General features: G+C 68.4%; 14 protein-coding genes. 5 read left to right on the plus strand and 9 right to left on the minus strand.

Annotated elements, in window-relative coordinates; all coding sequences use genetic code 11:
- Positions 1-167: 167 nt before the first annotated feature.
- Positions 168-308: a hypothetical protein gene (locus ACFWV8_RS08955; protein WP_384199114.1), complete on the plus strand. Its 141-nt coding sequence runs from the start codon at positions 168-170 to the stop codon at positions 306-308.
- Positions 309-360: 52 nt separating this feature from the next.
- On the opposite strand, the gene ACFWV8_RS08960 is transcribed toward ACFWV8_RS08955, so the two are convergent.
- From ACFWV8_RS08960 to ACFWV8_RS08990, 7 genes are all read right to left on the minus strand, one after another.
- Positions 361-1,086: a cation transporter gene (locus tag ACFWV8_RS08960; RefSeq protein WP_384199065.1), complete on the minus strand. Its 726-nt coding sequence runs from the start codon at positions 1,084-1,086 to the stop codon at positions 361-363.
- Positions 1,086-1,421 carry an ArsR/SmtB family transcription factor gene (locus ACFWV8_RS08965; protein WP_384199066.1) on the minus strand — a complete coding sequence of 112 codons (336 nt, stop codon included), beginning with the start codon at positions 1,419-1,421 and terminating at the stop codon, positions 1,086-1,088. Before ACFWV8_RS08965 ends, ACFWV8_RS08960 begins: the two co-directional genes overlap by 1 nt.
- A 127-nt stretch (positions 1,422-1,548) precedes the next feature.
- Positions 1,549-2,163: an SUKH-4 family immunity protein gene (locus tag ACFWV8_RS08970; protein WP_384199067.1), complete on the minus strand. Its 615-nt coding sequence runs from the start codon at positions 2,161-2,163 to the stop codon at positions 1,549-1,551.
- A gap of 616 nt (positions 2,164-2,779) precedes the next feature.
- On the minus strand, positions 2,780-4,045 hold the full coding sequence (locus ACFWV8_RS08975; protein WP_384199068.1) for a Dyp-type peroxidase: 1,266 nt from the start codon (positions 4,043-4,045) through the stop codon (positions 2,780-2,782).
- A gap of 412 nt (positions 4,046-4,457) precedes the next feature.
- Positions 4,458-4,919, minus strand: coding sequence for a hypothetical protein (locus tag ACFWV8_RS08980; protein WP_384199069.1), 462 nt, complete (start codon positions 4,917-4,919; stop codon positions 4,458-4,460).
- Positions 4,920-4,997: 78 nt separating this feature from the next.
- Entirely contained in the window at positions 4,998-11,825 is a 6,828-nt protein-coding gene (locus ACFWV8_RS08985; RefSeq protein ID WP_384199070.1) for an RHS repeat-associated core domain-containing protein, read from the minus strand.
- A gap of 256 nt (positions 11,826-12,081) precedes the next feature.
- Positions 12,082-12,915, minus strand: a complete 834-nt coding sequence (locus ACFWV8_RS08990; protein ID WP_384199071.1) for a helix-turn-helix transcriptional regulator — start codon at positions 12,913-12,915, stop codon at positions 12,082-12,084.
- Positions 12,916-13,084: 169 nt separating this feature from the next.
- Between ACFWV8_RS08990 and ACFWV8_RS08995 the strand changes: the two genes are divergently transcribed.
- Together ACFWV8_RS08995 and ACFWV8_RS09000 are read left to right on the plus strand one after the other, a co-directional pair.
- Positions 13,085-14,518 (plus strand): aldehyde dehydrogenase family protein, encoded by a 1,434-nt coding sequence (locus ACFWV8_RS08995; protein ID WP_384199072.1) that lies wholly within the window; start codon positions 13,085-13,087, stop codon positions 14,516-14,518.
- Positions 14,519-14,734: 216 nt separating this feature from the next.
- The gene (locus tag ACFWV8_RS09000) at positions 14,735-15,871 is read left to right on the plus strand and encodes a PQQ-dependent sugar dehydrogenase (protein ID WP_384199073.1); all 1,137 of its coding nucleotides are present in this window, start codon (positions 14,735-14,737) and stop codon (positions 15,869-15,871) included.
- A 77-nt stretch (positions 15,872-15,948) separates the two neighbouring features.
- Here the strand turns inward: ACFWV8_RS09000 and ACFWV8_RS09005 are convergent, their stop codons facing one another.
- Entirely contained in the window at positions 15,949-16,695 is a 747-nt protein-coding gene (locus ACFWV8_RS09005; protein ID WP_384199074.1) for a UdgX family uracil-DNA binding protein, read from the minus strand.
- A gap of 131 nt (positions 16,696-16,826) precedes the next feature.
- Positions 16,827-17,909, minus strand: a complete 1,083-nt coding sequence (locus ACFWV8_RS09010; protein ID WP_384199075.1) for an aldo/keto reductase — start codon at positions 17,907-17,909, stop codon at positions 16,827-16,829.
- A 163-nt stretch (positions 17,910-18,072) separates the two neighbouring features.
- On the opposite strand from ACFWV8_RS09010, the gene ACFWV8_RS09015 reads away from it, so the two are divergent.
- Both ACFWV8_RS09015 and ACFWV8_RS09020 read left to right on the plus strand, forming a co-directional pair.
- Positions 18,073-18,990 (plus strand): AraC family transcriptional regulator N-terminal domain-containing protein, encoded by a 918-nt coding sequence (locus ACFWV8_RS09015; protein WP_384199076.1) that lies wholly within the window; start codon positions 18,073-18,075, stop codon positions 18,988-18,990.
- Positions 18,991-19,047: 57 nt separating this feature from the next.
- Positions 19,048-20,274: an MFS transporter gene (locus ACFWV8_RS09020; RefSeq protein ID WP_384199077.1), complete on the plus strand. Its 1,227-nt coding sequence runs from the start codon at positions 19,048-19,050 to the stop codon at positions 20,272-20,274.
- Positions 20,275-20,322 lie beyond the last annotated feature (48 nt).

Raw genomic sequence — 20,322 nt, forward strand, 5'->3', positions numbered from 1 at the left:
TGGGGGGGGGGGGCCCGGGCGCACCCATTTACAAATGATAAACCGCGGCCAACGCCCCCCCCCCCCCCCGGCCCCCCCGGGCGGGGGGGCCCGGCGCGGGCCCACCCCCGGGGGGGGCCGGGACGATCCTGGAGCACCTGAACGCCGGCCTGGTCGACGAGTTCTCGATCACGCTGTCACCGGTGCTTTTCGGTGCCGGCACCCGCCTCTTCGACAGCGTGGACGCGTCCAGGGTCGCGCTGGAGCCGGTCCACGCGGAGCCGACGCGGCGGGTGACGCACCTGACCTACGCCGTGCGCCGACGGTAGCCATGCCACGGCGCACGCGCCTGAATCGGCGGGCCACCACGGGGTGTCGGTTTCAGCAGGCACACCCGCGCGCGCAGCCGGGGACATCCCCGCGGGCATCCCCGCTGTCAGTCCTCGCATCGGTCCCGGCGACCGCCACGGGGGCACAGCACCCGTCCCCGCGCCAGGCCTCCCTGCCTTCCTTGATCGCGACGGCCGCGATGACGAGAGCAGCCACCGGGTCCGCCCATGACCAGCCCAGGGTGGCGTTGGCCAGCAGACCCACCAGGAGGACGGCGGAGAGATACGTACAGAGCAGGGTCTGCTTGGAATCAGCGACGGCGGAAGCCGACCCCAGCTCGCGCCCGGCCCGGCGCTGCGCGGCGGAGAGAAACGGCATGATCGCCAACGACAACGCGGCCAGCACGATGCCGGGGACCGAACCGTCAGCCTCTCCACCCCCGACCAGGGCCCGAACGGCGTCCACGCTCACGTAGGCGGCGAGCGCGTAGAACGACACGGCGATGACCCGCAGCGTCCTCTTCTCCCGTGCTTCCCGTACGGAGTGCTCGCGCGCGGAGAACTGCCATGCCACCGCGGCTGCTGACGACACCTCCACGACGGAGTCCAGGCCGAAGCCGATCAACGCCGTGGAGGAGGCGAGGGCGCCGGCGGTGATCGCGACGACCGCCTCGATCACGTTGTAGACGATCGCGGCGGCGACCAACAGCCTGATGCGGCGGGCCAGGACGTCGCGCCGCGCCAACGACAGGGAGTCGAGGGATATCTGAGCAGCCATCAGCAGCAGTCCTTCTCGGCGGCGTCCGGGCACGTACGACCCTCCGCCACGGCCACCACTACGGAACGCAGATCGTCCAGGGCATGCCCCAGCCGCTCATCGGCCAACTCGTACCGAACCCGCCGCCCGACCGGAACGGCGACCACCAGACCGCAGTCCCGCAGACAGGCGAGATGGTTCGACAACCGGGTACGCGAAATGCCCAGCTCATCGGCCAGGTCGGACGGATGCGCGGGCGCTTCCCGCAACGCGAGCAGCAGACGGCAACGGATGGGATCGGCCAGCGCCCGCCCGAAGCGGGCCAGCACCTCGATGTCGGACACAAGGTTCAGCACACGCTGACCATACACAGATCCATGGATTCACGAAACCATGAACTCAAAGCCTGATGCGGCGGGCTGAACCCGCACCCGGCCCCATCGGTACGTCCGAGGCCCTCCTGCGCCACAGCCCGGCCACGTCTTACCAGACGTCGATAATCACATCCGACCAGAATCCAGCATGAGCATGGATCGATGGATCAATAGCCTCGAATCGCTCCAATACGTAACGACAGAGCTCTTGATATCCAGCGTACGGTTCGCCCATATCGGCACCTTTCCCATCTCGCCAGGCTTGAATCTCGGCTTCCCCTGCACGCCTCTGCTCCTCGGCAAGCAGAGGAACTATCCAGTGCCATCGCCAAGCACATTCAACAAATCGGTCGATCGATGAGCCAACGAGCGTGGGAGAAATGCCGGATGGACAGAGCGAATGCCTTCCGAGGTGCATCTCCGAGCCACCCGGAAGTGCGAGAACACCACCACTACTCTCCACCGCGCCAAGCTTCGCTGAGCCGTAACTTCCCAGCGTGTAGACCCGCAAGCCATCCGGGCCTGACTCCGGCTGCGCGGACTCCTGAAAGCCGCCCAGAATTCCCATCAGGTCGTCCGCTCTGGCCAGCGGGAGTCCGTACGACGACAAGGAAAACTTACCTTGATCAGGAAGCCTCCAGCCCTGCGACTGCGCCCCCGGAAAGATCGACAGAGCGCCGGACCGAGTCAGGCTGTTAGGGCTCGCCTCCAGGATGCGCTCCACAGCAACTCGTGTACTCGTTGCATCCATTCGACCTCCTTAACAACGTCCACCGCCTTCCCCTCTCAGCAAGATCTGAACCTTTGACGGAAATTGCGAATCATCCACCATTACCGAACAGATCACGGAGCCACGGTATCCCGTGAATTGCATTCGGGCATATTCGTTCGCGTCGTGCAATACGAGCCACCCGGACGGACACGGGAGTGACACCTCAAAGAGGTTCGCAGGAAGCACCACAGGCGGAGCCGACTTCCATACCTCGCATTCGACAGGACCGTCGACACCGGCCTGAACGCTGAAGATGAGTGAACTTCCCTCTCTGTACCAGCTGCTCGACACCGGGTCCCAGTCGCTGACGTCGTCGTCACTTCCCGCATCCCGCAAGATCAGGCATCCGTGCTCGATTTTCGCGAGGAATGCAACCACAGGGCTATTAGCTACCATTCCTTCTTGCTCTTTCCTGGTGAAAGTTATGAGGGGACCCCACCCTGCCGGCCGGCGCAGAGCAGGCAGCGAGGATACGCCGTCCGAGGAGACCCGAGAGCGACGAGCCCGGACGGCCCCTGATGACCTGCGGAAGTACACCAGCCCCCCCCGTGGCGCTCGCCCATGTTCCCTACCCGAGGGCATCGATCCAGGCGTCGCCGGGCGGGGGTACGAAGAAGTAGCCCCCACCGGTGGTGAGAACGTACTTCGCCAGGGCCTCGCCCTCCAGGCGCTTCTGGACCGCCTCGAAACCTTCTGCCAGGTCCCGCTGGAAGCAGGAGAAAATGATCCCGATGTCACCATCGCCCCGGTCATAGCTGTAACTGCGACGCACCAGCGGAGGCGGGTTACGGCGATCGGGGGCAGCAAGCCGCACGTGCGAGTCGAGCGGTGTCTGCCGGCCTTTCGGGTCAGCCGCGAAGTTCGGCTGCTCGCCGACAGGCGTCCCGTCGAGCCATCTCCCGTCACGCCGGCGGCCCATGATCCGCTCCTGCTCCTCGACGGAGTCCTTGTCCCACAGCTCGGTGGCGAAGCGTATAACACGCACGACCTGATAACTCCCCCCGACCGCCCAGGCGGGTTCACCCTGCCCGTCCCGGACGAGGGTCCGGTCGGCGACCTCCCGCTCTGACTCCGGATTCCCGAACCCCTCGCTGAAATGAAACGGATTAAGGGCGAGCCCCCGACCCCCCACGACACGATTGTCTGCCCGGAACCCGTCAATGGCCCAGCGCACGGTCCAACCATGCGTGCCGGCCTTGGACTTGATCGACTCCACGCCCTGTCGCACGGCGTCAGCGTCCTCCCCCGTGACCCGTACGAGCAGGTCGCCGTGCGACCTCGCGGGATCAAGCAGATCACCGGCGAAGGAGGGCATGGCCCTCAACTGCCGGAGCCCGGGAGCTCCGGCGCCCTCGAACAGGGACGCCCCCAACCCGAACCCCACCACGATGCCGCCCCCACCGACGCCCCGCACGTCCTGCACCAACGCCCCTACCGCACGCCCCACTTCCCCACCCGGCCGCCCCCGATCAAGGACAACAAAACCCGCCCGGCTCTCCGGCTGTACAGTTCCCAGCACCCGCGACGCAGCCGGATCGGCCCCCGCACCGGAGCGCTCGCGATCCTCCGACGGGCCACCCCACCCACGCACCGCGACCACACCCGCCCCAACAAGCCCCAGCCCAATCGCCGCCCCGGAAACCACCAACGACCTACGCCGCACGGCGCATCCCCCACTCCAGGTAGTGATCGCTCTGACGAGCGACGAACCATCGCAATCAACCCGCTGCCGGTACACACGCACCGGCGTCCTCGTTCTACCACTCGAACAGGTGGCGACCTTCGGTCGCGGTTCGTCGAGCTGGATCACCACCTTGGGCATCACTGAACTCATCGGTACACGTCTTCTCCCAGGGCCTTGGCCGCCTGGAGGGCGATGGCACGGCGTGGGGTGCGCCTAGCCTCAGCCAGGGTCTGCCCCGTCCTGAACACCAAGACCCTGGCCTCCGAGCGCCGCATCGCCTTCCCTACCGAATGTCTCAGCTCCCTCAAGATCCACCAGGAACGGAAGCAGGAAGAGCGCCTGGCGGCCGTACCGAGCTGGACGGACAACGGCCTCGTCTCACCACCCCCAACCTCACCCGCCGCTTCCGCCGCCCCCTCCACAACGCGGAACTCCGGACGACCCGCCCACCGCAGCCGTCGTCCGCTGACGTTGCCGTCAGCATTGCCGTCAAATACGCCAGGAGGCCCCACCGGAATCAAACCGGCGGGGCCTCCCGCTGTCGAGAGCCTCAACAATCTAGCTAAACCAACTCTTGCCAGATCGCGAAATCACGGGGATTTTTCGTGGCGAGGCGATTCGAAATTTCAGCCCGATCCACGGAATCCAGCCAACTATTGAACGAGACCTCGCCACCAGGGAACCACCACTCCGAATGACTGCCTACAGAATCGAGGTCGTCATCCAAGGGATACCTGAATTCGAATTGCACCTGAACATAAGACTCGTGCCCGCCGGCCGCGTCAACGACTTCAAGCTGTCGGGCAATGCCGAGAGCGAAGGTGGGCTCCGGGAACCAGTTGACCTTTCCGTACTGGAAGAGATATCCGTCCGCGTCAGGGAGTCCCGGCACCTCAAACTCGATCGCCGAAAATCGCCTCAGCAGCCGAGTCAGCCCCGAGAGTGACGGGTCGAAGCCACCCATCTCCTCGACGAGTCGGCGCGCGACGCCTTCTGCCGAATCTACCTGCTGCTTCCTAGACATGATTACCTTTCGAGTCCAGCGGTAGGCACCCTGGCTAGTGCCCGCCCACCTAACCTCTCGGCGGACGGGCACTATCACCTACGGCCAGTGGCCACCTTGCAGCTGCCGTCTGAAGTGGTCTATGACGTCAAGCGCTTCACTCCTATTCCTGGCTCCACTCATCAAGTTATTCACGGAGGCGTAGTAGTCATTTGTGTGAACCCTCGAATGTACCGACAACCCAGTCGGATTGGGAGATGAACTACTCCGCGGAAGCCAGACGCCATTTTCGGCGTCGTTCACGCCGATTCCGAATCTGTCCAGCTGCGCCCTTGCAGGAGCGGCCTTCGGTGAATTTCCTGCCACGATATGGTGCGGGGAGTGAGGCGTTGCCGGTTCCAAGTCGCCAGCAGCGTTGAGAGCGTTCCTGAGCTTGGTGGCGCAACCCGCGTCGGCGTTGTGCACCAAAATCGGAGTTTCCCCCGCCAGCGCATAGTACGTGTGGAGGTCGTCGACTGTGAGGTTATAGACCGTCGTGCGTTTGGTGTGGTGCGTGACGGCGGTGATTTGGGTCCAGGTGCCGTTGCTGGTCTGGAGCCATTGGCCAGTGGTGAGTTCGTCGGCGTTGATCCAGCGGCCAAGAGCTGGGACCCAGAAGGGGTGGCCGTCGGTGGCGGTGACGGTGTTGGTCTTGCCACCGGTCAGGGTGATGTCGACCAGCTTTTTTTCCCCCGCACCCCTTATGAGGGCCGTTACGGGGCGAGGGCCTGATTCTCCGGTTTCCGGGTCGGTGGCGAGAACCTGGTCGCCGATCTGGATGTCCTTGATCGGTTTGCGGGTGCCGTCCGCCAGAAGTATCGGAGTGTCGTCCGTAAAGCTGTTACCCCCGCACTTGCCCAGCGATAGCCACTTGCCTCCGGTCATGCCGCCGACGCAGCCGAGTGCCGCTGAGGTGCCTACCTGGCCCCAGTTGACCTTGCGGCCGGAGAGGCGTTGGCCGAGCCAGTCCAGGCCCGCCTCGCCGAGGGCGCCGATGACGCAGCCGGCCAGCATCGGGCTGTTGCCCGTGGGGTCGGTGTACGTCGTCGGGGAGCTCAGCGCGTACTGGTAGAGGTTCGTGCCGCCCGCGTAGCCGATCGGGTCCTGGGAGATGAAGCGGCCGGACTCGGGGTCGTAGTAGCGGTTGCGGTAGTAGAGCAGGCCCGTGCCGTCCGACTCGCGGCCCGTGAACGTGTACGGGTTCGTCGAGGACGCCCCAGACGTTGTCGGCTGGCCGTACGGGTCGTACGTATAGCTCGTCGCAACCGTGCCGTCCGCGTTCGCCAGGCCCACCACGCTGCCCAGCGCATCCGTCAGGTAGACCTGCGTCGCACCGTTCTCCGTGCGGGTCAGGTAATCGTCCAAGCCGGACATGGAAACGGTGGCCGCGGTCGCACCCGAACCGGTCTGTTCCACCAGCGGGTTCGAGCGGTCCGTCAAGTACTTCTGCGTCGCGCCGCCGAGCGTTTTGCCACTGCGGATGCCCAAGGGGTCGTACGAGAACTGACCTGCCGGACCGCCTGTGGCCGATTGCAGGCCCGACAACTGGCCACGCGCGTTCCAGTCGTATGTCCGTTTGCCGTCGGACTTCAGTTGTCCGTCCGCGTCGTACGTGAACGAGCGGCCTCCCAGCGACGTGACCCGGTTGTCCTTGCCGAACACCGCCCCCGTCTCTGCGGCCGGCAGGGCGACCGAGGCCAGGCTGCCCGTGAGGCCGGTCTGGAGGCCCCGGGTGTCACGCGTGTAGGTGAGGTCTCCGACGGCAGAAGCACCGCGCGTGTAGTCGATTCCGGAGATCACGCCCGTCTTGTCCAGCGTCGTCGTGCGGGTGATGCCGCCCGGCAGGTTCGCCGTCTTCTCCCGGCCCACCGCGTCCAGGCCGAAGCTCACCTCCTGACCGCCCGAGGTGACGGAGGTGAGGATGCTGGAGGTGTCGTAGCCGTAGACGGTGGTGGTTCCGGCGGCCGTCATCTCCTTGCGGCGGTCCGCGGCGTCGTAGTCGTAGCCCACCGTGCCCGTCGGGCCGGTGACCGTCTTCAGGCGGTCGTACGCGTCGTAGCCGAAGGTTTCCGTGCCCGCCTGGGTGTCCGTGATGGTTTTCGGCAGGTCCAGCGCGTCGTACGCGTACGTCGCCGTCGACTCGGCGGCACCCGCCGCGTTCACCCCGTACTTGGTGTTCTTCGCCCGGCCCAGCAGGTCGTACTCGGCTGTCGCGACCAGGCCCGCACGGCTCGTCGCCTTCGTCAGCCGGCCCGCCGCGTCGTACCCGAACAGCGCCTGTGCGCCCAGCGGGTCCGTCACCGACTCCGTGCGGTCCGCGTCGTCGTACGCCCAGCTCGTGCTGTTCTCACGGGCGTCCGTCAGCTTGGTCAGGTTGCCGTTCTCGTCGTAGTCCAGCGACGTCGACCGGCCCAGCGGGTCGGTGATCTTCCGCGTCTGGTTCAGCGCGTCGTACGTCAGTGTCGTACGCGAACCCGCCTCGTCCGTGACCACCACCGGGCGGCCTGCCGCGTCCAGGAACTGCGCCCCCGTGCGGCTCTCCGCGTCCTTGACGGAGACCAACTCGCCGTGACGGTAGGTGAATTCAGTCACCGCGTCCGACGCGTCCGTGACCGTCTTGATCTGGCCGTCCGGCGTATAGGTGAGGGTCGTCTTCCGGTTCTCCGGGTCGGTGACCGTCCGCAGGTTGCCCGTCTCGTCGTAGCCGAGGGTCGTCTTGTTGTTCAACGGGTCGGTGAGGGAGGTGGGTTGGTCGTACGGGCCGTTGTAAACGGCCGTGCCGGACTGGCGCGCCTGCGCAGTCCCCGCCAGCTCCGTCGTGCGAGTGACGTAACCGTTCGCGTCGTAGGTGAGTTCGGTGCGCCGGTTGTACGGGTCGGTCACCGCGTCGATCCGGTGCCTCGGACCACGGTCGTACCGCGTCTCACGCGCCAGCGAACTCCCGTACGCCTGCGTGTCCTTGACGCCGTAGCCGTCGGTGTCGAACTCCACCCGCCGCACCGAGCCACCCGGCTGCGTCACGCTCGCCGACGTGATCTTCCCGGCGCCGGTCTGCGTGTACGCGAACGAGTACTTGGCGCCCTCAGTGAGCGTCTGCTCCTTCACCCGACCGTCGGCGTAGAACTCGTTCGCCATGTACGTGATACCGCGTGCGTCGACCGCCGTCCTGATCCGGTTCGACGTGCCGTCATACGTGTACTTGCTGACCCCGTTCGCCGGGTCCGTCACCGTCGCCAGACGGCCCGCCGAGTCATACGTGTACGAGGTGGAGCGACCGGTGTTGTCCTTCGCCGACGTGACGCGGTGCTGGGTGTCGTAGGCCAGCGAGATCCACCGGCCGCCTGGGCTGGTGATCCGGGTGATCTCGCCCTTGTCGGCGTCACTGCCCGCGCGTCTGGTCAGCTTGACCGTGTTGCCGTGCCGGTCGTGGATCGCCTTGAGCGGGCCGTACTGCGGGAACTCCCAGACCGTGCCGTCACGGAACGTCAGGTCCCAACGCCCGGTCTCCTTGGTGATCTTCACACCCTGGAAGTCGGACGAGGTGTCGAGCGCCTCGAAGACGGCGTCGTTCCAGCCGCTGCCCGGCGAGGTGCGCGTGAAGTGGACCTTGCTACCGCCCGGCAGATAAAGGTCGACCTCCTGCCAGGGACGTTTCGAGTTCAGGAAAACGTTGTACGCCAAGTCGCGCCCGATGCCGAACGCGCGCGGGTGCGGGTCCCCCTGCCAGTACGTCCGGGTGATCTCGGCGTCGCCGCGCGAGTCGGCGACCGCGAGGTCCGTACGGGAGTCGGTGAGCAGGCCCGTCGACAGCTCGACCGGGTCGCCCGACAGCCAGTCGATCACGTCTTGGAGCCAGGAAAGGTCCCACGGGATCAGGTCGTCGGTGTTGAACATGGCGCCGTGGAAGGCCCAGACGCGGGTCTTCTTGTCGGGTATGACCTGGCGACCGTCTGCTGAGACCTCACCCTTGCCGTAGACGTACCAGCCCTTGTTCTTCGGGTCGTAGTCCAGGAACTTGACCCGGGTGCCCGGGGCCTCACGCGTGTAGTTGGGGTAGATGATCTGCGCGCCCTCGGGGAACACATACGTCCCGCCCGGCTGCACGGTGAAGTAGACCGGGACGATGCCATTCTCAGGCAGCGGGAACGGCGGACGGTCGATCGGGATCGCCGTGATCCCCAGCTCCGTGACCGGCTTGCCCTTCTCGTCACGCACCACCGAGCCCTTGGGGATACGGACTTCGAGCCCCGGAATCTTCGGGGACTTCAGTACGACGTCGGCCTTCGCCGGAGCCCCGAACCTCACCGTGTTCCTCGTGTCCAGCGGCGTCATCCACACCGGGAACCCGAGATCGACCGTCCGGCCCGCCTTCGGGCTGATCTTGATGTCGTAACGGCCGTAACTGCGCTTGGAGTTGTTCGCGGTCGCGCCCTCGACGACCAGCGTCGTGGACGTGTCGGGGATGCCACTCAGCAGGAACCGGCCACGCGCGTCCGTCCTCGCCGACTTCTTGCCGACCGACACCGTGACCTTCGCCAGCGGCCTGCCGTCCAACTTGAGAATGTGGCCGGTCAGCGCCGTCCTGCCGGGCAGGGCACGCAGGGCCGGTGGCGCTTTCGGCGCCTTGCCGCGCGCCGTGACCCAATCCCGGCCCGCCAGGCTGGACTTACCCGGCTGCCAGGCGTCGGGACCAGCCGGGAGAACCCCGGCCGCCGGCTTCTTCGGCGCGCCTGGTTTGTTCTCGGCCGCGTCTACCGCCTTCTGGGCCTGCGCGCCCGCGGACAGGGTCAGTTTCAGCGTGCCGCGCGCCCCCCTGTTCGGGTCGACGACCACCCGGTAGGTGCCGGACTCCGCAAGCGCGGTCAGAGGGAACGTGGCCGGTTTACCGGTCGAGACGATCTTCTCATCGACGACCGCCGTGCCCGACGGCGCGATCACGGACACCCGCAAGGTGTCGGTGAAGGCGTTGTCGGTGAGACCAAGGGTGAGCGAGTCGCCCGCGGTCGCCTGGAAGGCGGACTCCGCGTCCTGCGCGAAGCGCGTGATGTCCACGTCGACCGGACCGCCGGTCGTGGACAGTTGAGCAACGCCAAGCGGGCGCGACAGCGTCAGGGACAGGTTGCCCGTCGTCACCGCGTTGCTGGGCAGCGCGGCGAGGGTGTACGTCCCCGAGTCGGGCAGCACCGCGGTGTCGTACTCCGTGCTCGTGGTACCGGGCGCCAGGAAGAACGCGAACTGCGTCCCGTTCGGCCGCCTGAACTCCATCCGCACATGCCCCGTGAAGCCGGTCGCCGTCACCCCCAGCGACACATGCTCGCCCGCCTGCGCGGTGAAGCTCGCGCGTCCGTCCTGCCCCGACCTGGCCAGCGGCAGCTCGACCGTCGGGCCCGCCGAGTCCAGGACGCCCGCGTCCGCGTAGTGCGACCCGGTCACCCTCACCGTGCCGCTGGTTGCCGTGTCCGGGTCCAGGGTCAGGGTGTACGTGCCCGACTGCGTCAGCGTGTCGATGTCGATCGCACCCGCATTGCCGCCACCCACGAAGCGGTTGATCACCTGATCGCCGTCGGGACCGTACAGGCGCGCGTACATGCCCTTGGGCATATCCGCCGAGTCGATGCCCAGGCTCAGCGAGTCACCGAGCACCGCATCAAAGGTGAGTACGCCGTCCTGCCCGGCGCGCGCCAGAGGGACCTCCGCCGTCGGGCCGGTCAGGTCCAGCGCGGCGGCCTGCGGGGCGGACAGGGTGATCGTCGCCTCGCCGACGGCGGTGACGGCGGGGGTGAGGATCAGCGAGTACGTCCCCGCCTGCGGAAGGTCCTCGATCTCCCAGTCGTCCGCGACACCCGTCAGCGACTCGTTGCCACCGACCTGCTCTCCCTCCGGGTCGTAAAGACGGCCGGTCACGGTGGCGTTGAAGGTCGAGGCGGTGAATCCGATGCCGATGTCGGCGCCCGCGCCCGCGTCGAACCGCACCTGCGCACGGTTGCCGGGCGTGGCCACCGAGACCGTCGGCGGACTCTCATCCGTCAGCGACGTCACCACCGACGTTTCGATCTCACCTGCCCCGGTGCCCGAGACCACCCGGAAGGTGTCCGCCGACGTGACCCGGCCGTCGGGCGTCTCGACCTCGACCGGACCGGTGACCGCGTCCAAGGGCACCTTCACCTTGAGCGTGGTGGCCGTACGCCCGGTCACCTGGGCGACGATGCCCCCGCCGAAACGGACCACGTTGTCGGTGAGGGCGGTGGCGAACCCCGCGCCGGTGAGGGTGACCTCAGTGTCCACGGTCCCGGAAGCCGGGGCGACCGCCGTCAGCGACGGCGCGGGCGCGGCCAACGTGAACGACTCCGGCGACTGGACGGTCGTACCGCCCGTGGTCACCGACACCTTGCCGTCGGCCGCGGCGGTCGGAACGGTCACCACCAGGCGGGTCGCGGAGGCGGAGGTGACAGTGGCCGTCGCCGTACCGAACTTCACCGAGTTCGACGCCGGTGTGATCGAGAAGCCGGTGCCGGAGAGTGTCACCTTCGCGCCCGCCTGGGCACGCACCGGAACGAGGGAGAGAACGGACAGGGTGCTCGACGCGAAACGATCGACGCCGAGGCGATTGCCTGCCATGTCGTAGCGGTAACCGGCCGTCTGACCCGCAGGGTCGGTCACGCCGACCAGACGCGAGGCGGCGTCGTACGCGTACACGGCGTTCTTCGTGGTGGGTTCGGCGGCAGCTCGGGCCTCGGGAGCCGCAGGAGGTACCAGCGGAGGAGCCTGAGTCGTTGCGGGCGCCGACACCGACACCGACTGCGGTGGCGCGGCCTCGACCGATACCAGGCTCGCGGACAAGGCCAGCGTGAGCAGACCGACCGTCAGCGACCGTCTGCGCGCGGACATACGTATCCCAAAGCGTTCGCCGTGCATGCGCACCGCGGTCCCTCCCCAGAACCCCCTCATGGATCACGAAGAACCCATGACACCCACACGCCCCATGCAGGCGGTCACAACATACACACAATCTGTCATCAGGCGATGGAGAATGACAAGATCACGCCAACTAGCCAGGCAACCACGGCGAAGAAGGCCGAATGCGCTTCGCGCCGCTACCTGGTCCCATGACCGTTGCCACCGTTTCGCACAGCTCACGCCCGGCTTAAACCAGTTGGTCGTCGAGGACCGGGAGGGACTTCAGTTTCTCGTGGCTCTCCGTGCCGGGTGGTGCGGTGAAGACCGTGAGGAGCTGGGAGTCGTCCGGGTCCAGCAGGGTCTGGCCGTGCAGTTCCAGGGGGCCGATCCGGGGGTGGTCGATGTGCTTGGGGTCGCAGTACGGGCCGATGACCGGGTGTTCGCTCCAGATCGCGGCGAACTCCTGGCTGGTTCTGAGCAGTTCGCCGACGAGGGCGGCTGTGCGGGGGTCGGCCGGGGCGCGGGTGTGTGTGGCCAGCAGCTGGGCGGTGATCGTACGGCCGTGCCTGGCGTGGTCCTCGGGCGGGAGGAGGCTCCGTTCCGCGGGGTCGGTGAACCAGCGGTAGGCCAGGGCGCGCCGGGGTCCGGTGTGCCGGGTCTGGTCGCCGAAGAGGAGCGTGGAGAGCCGGTTCTGGGCGAGGGTCTCGCCGAGGCGGTTGACGATCTGCGCCGGGGTGTCCTCCATGCGCTGGAAGACCGCCAGCATCCCGGGGTTGATGCGGCCGGTGCGCGGGACACGTCGGGGGGTGGGGTATCCGGCCAGGCGGCACAGGTGGTCGTGTTCCGCCGGGGAGAGCCGCAGGGTGCGCGCGATGGCGGAGAGCATCTGCTCGGAGGGACGTGGCCCGCGCTGCTGCTCGATACGGGTGTAGTAGTCCGTCGACATGTTGCTGAGGTGGGCGACCTCCTCACGGCGCAGACCGCCGGTGCGCCGGCGCCGCGTACGGGGCAGGCCCACGTCCTCGGGCTGGAGGCCCTCGCGCCGGGTGCGCAGGAAGTCGGCCAGGTCGGCGCGGTCCATGCGCCCACACTCCTCTCGGTGACATGCCATACGGTCCCGGTGGCCCGAGCGACATGATCACTCTCTGCTGTCAGCGCGGCCCGGGTGAGGTGTATTCCCCCGGCGTGACCTGGATCACGGGACACTCTGTCCCTGGTTGCGCTTCCCGGACCTTGTGACGCTCGCAGTCATGAACACCGACACCGCACTCACCTTCCCCTCCCCCGCCCACTGGATCGACGGCCTCGCCGTCCCCTTCGACGGTCCCCTGATCGAGGTCGTCAACCCCGCCACCGGCGATGTCGTCGCCGCCGTCCCCGACGGCACGGCGTCCGACGCCGACCGCGCCGTGGCGGCGGCGAGCGCCGCCTTCCCGGGGTGGGCGGCGACCGACCCGGCCGAACGCGCCGCAGTCGTACGGCGCATGGGCGCGGGTCTGGAGCGGCGCGGTGAGGAGATCGCCGCCGCCATGACCGCAGAGATGGGCGCCGCGCGCTCCCTGACGGGCACGCTGGCCGTCGCCCTGCCCCCGATGACGGTCGCCGCCCTCGCCGATGTCGCGGAGAAGTTCCCGTGGACCGAGGAGATCGCGAACTCGCTGATCGTGCGGGAGCCGGTCGGCGTGGTCGCGGCGATCGTGCCGTGGAACTTCCCCGTCCAGCAGATCGTCACCAAGGTGGTCCCGGCCCTGCTCGCGGGCAATTCCGTGGTCCTCAAGCCGGCCGAGGCCGCCCCGCTGGCGGCGCGGATCTTCGCCGAGGTCACCGCCGAGGCCGGACTGCCCGCCGGAGTGTTCAACGTCGTGCACGGCACCGGCCAGGTGGTCGGCGAGGCGCTGGCCGCACACCCGCGCGTGGACATGGTGTCCTTCACCGGCTCGACCCGGGCCGGGAGGCGCGTCTCAGCCGTCGCGTCCGAGACGGTCAAGCGGGTCGCCCTGGAACTCGGCGGCAAGTCCGCCAACATCATCCTGCCGGACGCCGATCTGAAGGCCGCCGTCACCGCCGGTCTTGCCGTCGCCTGGGCCAACAACGGCCAGGTCTGCGGCGCGTACAGCCGGATGCTCGTCCCCGCGGAACTGCACGACCGGGTCGTCGGCCTGCTGCGTGAGGCCGCCGCCGAATACACGGTCGGCGACCCGGCCGACGACAGCGTACGCCTGGGGCCGCTGGCCTCCGAGGCGCAGCGCGAGCGCGTCACCGCGTACATCGAGCGGGGTATCGCCGACGGCGCCACCCTGGTCCTCGGCGGCCTCGGCCGCCCCGACGGCCTGACCGGTGGCGCGTACGTGAGGCCCACGATCTTCGCCGACGTCGACCCGGGGTCGGTGATCGCCCAGGAGGAGATCTTCGGCCCGGTCCTCGCGGTCATCCCCTACACGGACGACGATCACGCGGTGGAGATCGCCAACAGCACGATCTACGGCCTCACCGGCGCCGTGTTCGGCGAGGAGGAGCACGCCATGGCCGTCGCCCGGCGCATGCGCACCGGACAGGTCGACATCAACGGGGCGCGGTTCAACCCCTTCGCCCCGTTCGGCGGCTACAAGCAGTCCGGCAACGGCCGTGAGTACGGCCGCCAGGGCCTGGAGGAGTTCCTGGAGACCAAGGCGATCCAGCGCTGAACCATCGGCGCCGCACCGCCGGTGACGGAAAGCGAACGGCTGTAAATGGCCGGGGCATTGGTCTAGGCCAACTGCCCCGGTCCCTGTAAATTCATCCGTGGCCAGTAAGCCGACGATCCCCACACCCGGGTTGCGTGCTGGTGCGCGGGCGATGCCCAAGAACTCTGCCCCGAGCAGCCTGGTCACCTCCCCCGTTCGCCGCCTCTAGGAGTCACGGTGAAAGTTCGCACCAGAAGCTCGGTGATCATCAGCGCCGTCTGCCTCGTCGCTTCTCTCGCCCTCACCACAGCGTCCGCCGACGAGCCCGCCGCCTCACGCAAGGCGGCCGGAGTCGAGTTGACTCAAGTGGCCACGGCCCAGAATCCGATCGCCGGCACCGCCGGTCCGGGTGGCCAGGTCTGGATCGCCGAACGCGCGGGTACTGTACGGGTCTTGGGCGCACAGGGGCTCGGAAGACCGGTTCTCGACATCTCCGCCGAGACCACCACCGACGGCGAACGCGGCCTGCTGGGCATCGCGTTCGACAAGGGCCAGAAGCACTTCTACATCTCGTACACGGACCTCGAAGGCACCAGCACCGTGGACGAGTTCACGATGCGGTACGGAAAGATCCAGCCGAACACCCGGCGCACCGTCATCACCCAGACGCAGCCGTACGAGAACCACAACGGTGGCGACATCAAGTTCGGCCCCGACGGTTACCTCTACATCGCGCTGGGCGACGGCGGCGCGGGCGGGGATCCGCACGGCAACGGGCAGAAGCTCGACACGCTGCTCGGCAAGATGCTGCGCATCGACCCGAACGGCGCGAAGCCCTACGCGATCCCGGCGGACAACCCGTTCGTGGGCGACCCGAACGCCAGGGACGAGATCTGGGCGTACGGGCTCCGCAACCCCTGGCGTTTCTCGTTCGACGCGGGCACCGGCGACATGCTGATCGGTGACGTCGGCCAGAGCGACTGGGAGGAGATCGACTGGGCCTCGGCCAAGAGCGACGGTGGCGAGAACTACGGCTGGGCGTCGATGGAGGGCACCCACCCCTTCCGCGGCGGCACGGAGCCCGCGAACCACGTCCCGCCGGTGTACGAGTACGACCGGCTCGGGCTCGGCTGCTCGGTGACCGGCGGCTTCGTCTACCGCGGATCGGCGATCCCTGAGCTCAGGGGGCAGTACCTCTACAGCGACTACTGCGACGGCACGGTCCGCACCCTGAAGCTCAAGAACGGCAAGGTGACCGGCCAGGGCGACCTCGGGGTCAACCCGGGCGAGGTCATCTCGTTCGTCCAGGGCGGCGACCGCGAGCTGTACGTGCTCACACTCGGCGGCGGCATCTCGCGCATCGACCCCGCGTGAGCACCGCTTCCGCGGCGTCCTGACACCTGAACACCGGACAGGCCCGGTGCCGGACATCGGCGCCGGGCCTGATCCGCTCAGCGCAGCGCGCGAGCCGCCACCCGCAGGTCGGCCAGAAACCCGGCGTAGGCCGCCTCACGGTCGTCGGAGCGCAGAACCGCGGACGGATGCAACGTGATGAGGACCGTTGCCTGTTCCGCCCGCGTCGCCTCGCTCCCGGGGGGAGGAGGCAGTGGGACCGTACTCCCCCGGTCCTTCGTCACCCGGAACGAGGGACCCAGCAGTGACCGGACGGCGACGGCGCCGAGCGCCACCACCATCTCGGGCCTCACCAGCCGCAGTTCGGCGTCGAGCCAGGGGCGGCAGGCGGCCGTCTCGCGCAGGCTCGGCGGTTTGTGGATACGTCGCCTGCTCCGCTCGAAGCGGGTGAACTTGAAGTGCTTCACCGCGTTGGTGAGATACGCCGGCTCCTCGTCGAGCCCCGTCTCCTTCAGCGCCCGCCTCAGCAGATGCCCGGCCGGACCGACGAACGGCCGGCCCTGCCGGTCCTCCTGGTCCCCGGGCTCCTCGCCGACGAACATGAGCCGTGCCGAACTCGTACCCGATCCGAAGACCGTGCCCGTCGCGTCCTCGTAGAGGGGGCAGCCGTGGCAGTCGGCGGCGGCCCGCCGGTGTGCGGGAAGGCCGCCGCGGTTGGGCAGGAAGGGCCCGGCGTCGTAGCGCTCCGGATCGTAGCGCTCCTCGTCGTTCCGCTCGGTGTTCTCGTCGGCGTTCTCGCCGGCGTTCTCATCGCGGTTCTCATCGGGGCCGCTCGTGGACGTCATGCTCCGGCTCACCTCCGGGGTCGGCGGGCGGACCTCGGCCCACGTCGCCGACCGTACGGCCGGCGGACGGGGCCCGCACGGCGAGACGCCGTACAGCGGCGGTGAGACCGGTCGGCGCGGTCCGCGACCTCTCAGTAGCGGACGTCGCTCTGGAGCAGCGGCGGATACACGGCGGATTCCTGACCGTCCACCGTGGTCCCGGCGAACTGAAGCATCGCGCGCTGCCCGCCGTGCATCGGCGCCGGGTAGTCGAGCGTCGGCGCGGAGGCCTCGTCCAGGGCGCGTACGTGTTCCGGGCGGAGCGTGGTCTCCAGGGCGACGAGATTGTTCTCCAGGTGCTCCACGCGACGGGCTCCCACGATCGGTACGACACTGCCCTCCCGGGCCCGCAGCCAGGCGAGGGACACCGCGGCCGAGCTGGTGCCCAGTTCGTCGGCGATGGCGGCCACCGTGTCGATGACCGCGTACTCCGACTCGCTGGGCCCGCCGACGAACGCGCTGCGCGCGGAGTCGGTGACCTCGGCGCCGCGCCGGTACTTGCCGGAGAGGAAGCCGTTCTTCAGAGGGCTCCAGGGCACCAGGGTCATTCCCTGGTCCCTCGCCAGCGGGGCGATCTCGCCCTCCACGGTGCGGGCCAGCAGCGAGTACTCGACCTGGAGCGCGATCAGCGGTGTCCAGCCCCTGAGCTGGGCCATGGTCTGCGCCCGCGCGGTGACCCACGCGGGCACGTTGGAGAACCCGATGTAGCGGATCTTGCCCGCCCGTACGAGGTCGTCGAGGGTCCGCATGGTTTCCTCGACCGGGGTGTCGCGGTCCCAGTTGTGCAACCAGTACAGGTCCAGATAGTCGGTGCCCAGCCGGCGCAGCGACTCGTCGAGCTGGGCGGTGATCGACCCGCGGCCCGCACCGCCGCCGTTGGGGTCCCCGGGGAACATGTTGAAGAAGAACTTGGACGCCAGCACGGTGTGCGAACGCAGCCCGGGGTGCGCGGCGAAGTAGTCCCCGAGAATCTTCTCGGAGTGGCCGTTGGTGTAGAAGTTCGCCGTGTCGATGAAGTTCCCGCCCCGATCCAGGTAGGAGGCCAGGATCTTCTCCGACTCCGCCACGCTGCAGCCCGCGCCCCCGGGGTCCTGCCCGAAGGTCATGGCGCCCAGTGCGAAGGGGCTGACCCGCAGTCCCGAGCGGCCGAGGGTGACGTAATGGTCGAGTGACATGAGCTCCGCCTTTTGCTGGATGACGTACAGGAACGAACACCTCCAGCACACCTCACACGGGGTGGGCTGGTGTAGACCGATCTGCTCGGACTCTTGCACGATCCTGCCGAGTTCGCCCGGATCAGGCTTGCCCGGACCGGCCCTGAGTGCTTTCGTGGAGTGCATGGCCACCACGACCGAACTGCTCGACGAACTCAGGACGCTGATCGCGTCCCACGCGCGCGCGGACGGAGGCTCCACGATCGACGGGCTGCTGCTGTCCCGGGTCGAGACCGTCGAACCGCATCATTCGCTGACCGAGCCGCTTCTGGTGATCATGGCCCAGGGCGGCAAGCGGCTCCTGCTCGGTGACGAGGTGTACGAGTACCGGGCGGGCCAGTATCTGATCGTCACCACCGATCTCCCGGTCAGCGGCCACTTCCTCGGCGCCCGCCCCGACCATCCCTCCCTCGGTCTGGGACTCGTGCTGCGGCCGGGCGCGATCGCGCCGCTGCTGCTGGAGAGCACGGCCCAGCGCCGTACGCGCGGCGCCGCCGCACCGCCGGCCATCGCCACCGGGGAAGCCGACCGCGAACTGCTCGACGCCGTGACCCGGCTGGCGCGGCTGCTCGATCAACCCGCCGACGCGCCGGTACTCGCTCCGCTGATCGAACGGGAGATTCTGTGGCGGCTGCTCTCCGGGCCACACGGCGGCATGATCCGCCAGATCGGTCTGCCCGACAGCAATCTGACCCATATCAACCGGGCGGTCCAGTGGATCCGCGACAACTACGCCGAGCCCCTGCGCGTCGACGACCTCGCCCGGCTCGCCGGCATGAGCGCCTCGGCGTTCCACCGGCACTTCCGCACGATCACCGCGACCAGTCCGCTGCAGTTCCAGAAACGCATCCGGCTCCAGGAGGCCCGTTCCCTGCTGCTCGCCCAGCCGAACGATGTCGCGGGCGCCGGGCACCTGGTCGGTTACGACAGCCAGTCCCAGTTCACGCGCGAGTACCGCAGGCTTTTCGGCGCACCGCCCGGCCGCGACGCGGCACGCCTGCATGCCGCCGCCGGTCCTGTCGAAGGCCGACGGCTGCCGTAGGAGACCGTCCCAGCAGGCGAGTGTACGTTCGTACGCTCTGGCTGTACGCTCGCGCTCATGACTGTTGACGTGCTGCGCCCGCCTGCCCCGGCCGAGCGGCAGGCTCGGGCGGCTGTGGCCGTGCTGTTCCTCACCAACGGGGCGCTGTTCGCCAATCTCCTGCCGCGCTTTCCGCAGATCAAGGCGGACCTCGGCATCGGCAACGCGGCCTACGGACTGGCCGTCGCGGCCTTCCCCGCGGGCGCCATCGCGGCCGGTCTCGCGGCGGGGGTGCTCATCCGCCGGCTGGGGTCCGGGCGCGTGGCCGTGGCCGGCACGGTGCTGACCGGCGTGGGTGTGCTGGCCGCCGGTACGGCCAACTCCGTGGTGCTCTTCGCGACAGCGCTGTTCCTGGCCGGGGCGATGGACGCGATCACCGATGTGGCGCAGAACGCCCACGGGCTGCGGGTGCAGCGCCGTTACGGCCGCTCGATCATCAACTCCTTCCACGCCATCTGGTCCATCGGCGCGGTCCTCGGAGGTTCGATGGCCGCGGGGGCGATCGCGCTCGGCCTGTCGCGGGGGCAGCATCTGCTGATCTCGGGCGTGGTGTTCGGGATCGCGGCCTGTGTCGCCCTGCGGTTCTGTCTGACCGGGCCCGACACCGAGCCGGCCGTGGAGGGGACGGACACTGAGGCCGCGGAGTCGGAGCCACTGCCGGAGGAGCGTACGAAAGCGCATCCGCGTACCGCTTACGTCCTGGCGGCGCTCGTCCTCATCGCGGCGGCCGGCGCGCTTGTCGAGGACGCGGGCAGCTCCTGGGCCGCGCTCTATCTCTCGGACTCGCTGCATGCCTCGGGGACGCTGGCGGCGTCCGGCTACATCGCCCTGGTCGGGGCGCAGTTCGTGGGCCGCATGATCGGTGACAGGCTGGTCGACCGGTTCGGGCAGCGTACGGTCGCACGCTCCGGCGGGCTGATCGCAGCCGTCGGTATGGGCCTGGCCCTGGCGGTGCCGACGGCGAGCGGGACGATCCTCGGGTTCGCGGCGGCCGGGTTCGGGGTGGCGACGCTGGTGCCCGCGGCGATGCACGAGGCCGATGAACTGCCCGGTCTCAAGCCCGGGTCGGGGCTGACGATCGTCTCCTGGCTGATGCGGCTCGGCTTCCTGCTCTCGCCACCGGCCGTCGGGCTCGTCGCCGACGCGACGAGTCTCCGGGTGGGCCTGCTGGTGGTGCCTTTCGCAGGCCTGCTGGTGATCCTGCTCGGCGGGGTGCTGGGGCCCCGGCGGCGGGGGGCGGTCTGACTCAAGGACATGACCCAGGGTGTACGTTCGCATCCATGCCGATGGATC

The organism is Streptomyces sp. NPDC058665 (assembly GCF_042714995.1).
GTDB lineage: Bacteria > Actinomycetota > Actinomycetes > Streptomycetales > Streptomycetaceae > Streptomyces.

Coding starts and splice junctions, on each gene's coding strand:
- ACFWV8_RS08960 (WP_384199065.1), bottom strand. CDS start 1,086: ATGGCTGCTCAGATATCCCTCGACTCCCTGTCGTTGGCGCGGCGCGAC.
- ACFWV8_RS08975 (WP_384199068.1), bottom strand. CDS start 4,045: ATGAGTTCAGTGATGCCCAAGGTGGTGATCCAGCTCGACGAACCGCGA.
- ACFWV8_RS08980 (WP_384199069.1), bottom strand. CDS start 4,919: ATGTCTAGGAAGCAGCAGGTAGATTCGGCAGAAGGCGTCGCGCGCCGA.
- ACFWV8_RS08985 (WP_384199070.1), bottom strand. CDS start 11,825: ATGTCCGCGCGCAGACGGTCGCTGACGGTCGGTCTGCTCACGCTGGCC.
- ACFWV8_RS08990 (WP_384199071.1), bottom strand. CDS start 12,915: ATGGACCGCGCCGACCTGGCCGACTTCCTGCGCACCCGGCGCGAGGGC.
- ACFWV8_RS08995 (WP_384199072.1), top strand. CDS start 13,085: ATGAACACCGACACCGCACTCACCTTCCCCTCCCCCGCCCACTGGATC.
- ACFWV8_RS09005 (WP_384199074.1), bottom strand. CDS start 16,695: ATGACGTCCACGAGCGGCCCCGATGAGAACCGCGATGAGAACGCCGGC.
- ACFWV8_RS09010 (WP_384199075.1), bottom strand. CDS start 17,909: ATGTCACTCGACCATTACGTCACCCTCGGCCGCTCGGGACTGCGGGTC.
- ACFWV8_RS09015 (WP_384199076.1), top strand. CDS start 18,073: ATGGCCACCACGACCGAACTGCTCGACGAACTCAGGACGCTGATCGCG.
- ACFWV8_RS09020 (WP_384199077.1), top strand. CDS start 19,048: ATGACTGTTGACGTGCTGCGCCCGCCTGCCCCGGCCGAGCGGCAGGCT.